The sequence below is a fragment of the Stenotrophomonas sp. HMWF003 genome, assembly GCF_003061285.1.
GTDB classification, from domain to species: Bacteria; Pseudomonadota; Gammaproteobacteria; order Xanthomonadales; family Xanthomonadaceae; genus Stenotrophomonas; species Stenotrophomonas maltophilia_AP.
This window is the reverse complement of record NZ_QAIW01000450.1, coordinates 2,236-2,907: the sequence shown is the minus strand read 5'-3', so window position 1 is coordinate 2,907 and position 672 is coordinate 2,236. Positions and strand designations below refer to the sequence as shown.

Sequence of the window (672 nt, the reverse complement as noted above, 5' to 3'; positions counted from 1 at the left end):
GTTCCAGGATGGCCAGCGCCTGCGCCTGGCCGATCCGCCCGTGCCGACACAGCAGGCTGGCGGCCGCCGCCGCGCGCGCAAAGCGCAGACTGGCCGACAGCCCGTCCTGGGCCGTACCGGCGTCGCGCAGCAGCGCTTCGTGGACCGCCCCGGGCAATTCCCAGGCCGCCGCGATCCGCCCGGCCACAGGCAATGTCCAGGCATCCAGCAGCTGCATCGCCAACGCGCGCGATGGCAGTGCATCGTCCTGCACGGCGCAGGTATCCAGCAGCTGCCGCATCACCAACGCCGCGCCCAGGCCCTGGGTCAGCCCCAGCCACTGCGCGGCGAAGGCGTCTTCATGGGTCACCAGCCGCGCATGGTCGGCCGCCGCGCGCGAGGCCAGCAGCGCGTGCTCCCAGATCACCGTGCCGAACTGCGGGAACGTCTCGCAGTGCACCTGCATCACCGGCTGCACCAGTACCGCGCTGATGATCTGGCGGATGCCTTCGGTACCCACCAGGGTTACCGCTCGCTGCAGGCTGTCCACCGGCTTGGCCTGCAAGCGGTACACCGGGCTGTTGGCGATGCGCAGCAGGTTGCCGGTCAGCACCGGGTCCTGGCCGATGATGGCGGCCATCGCGCGCGCCGAGGCGTCGCTGTCGTTGACCGTCTGGATCAGCTGCGGCAGCA

The 672-nt window shown here is 71.1% G+C and carries 1 protein-coding gene; it reads right to left on the bottom strand.

What is annotated here, in order from left to right:
* Positions 1 to 672 (bottom strand): HDOD domain-containing protein (locus DBR34_RS19970; protein WP_128098076.1); only part of this gene is annotated, 672 nt, incomplete at both ends.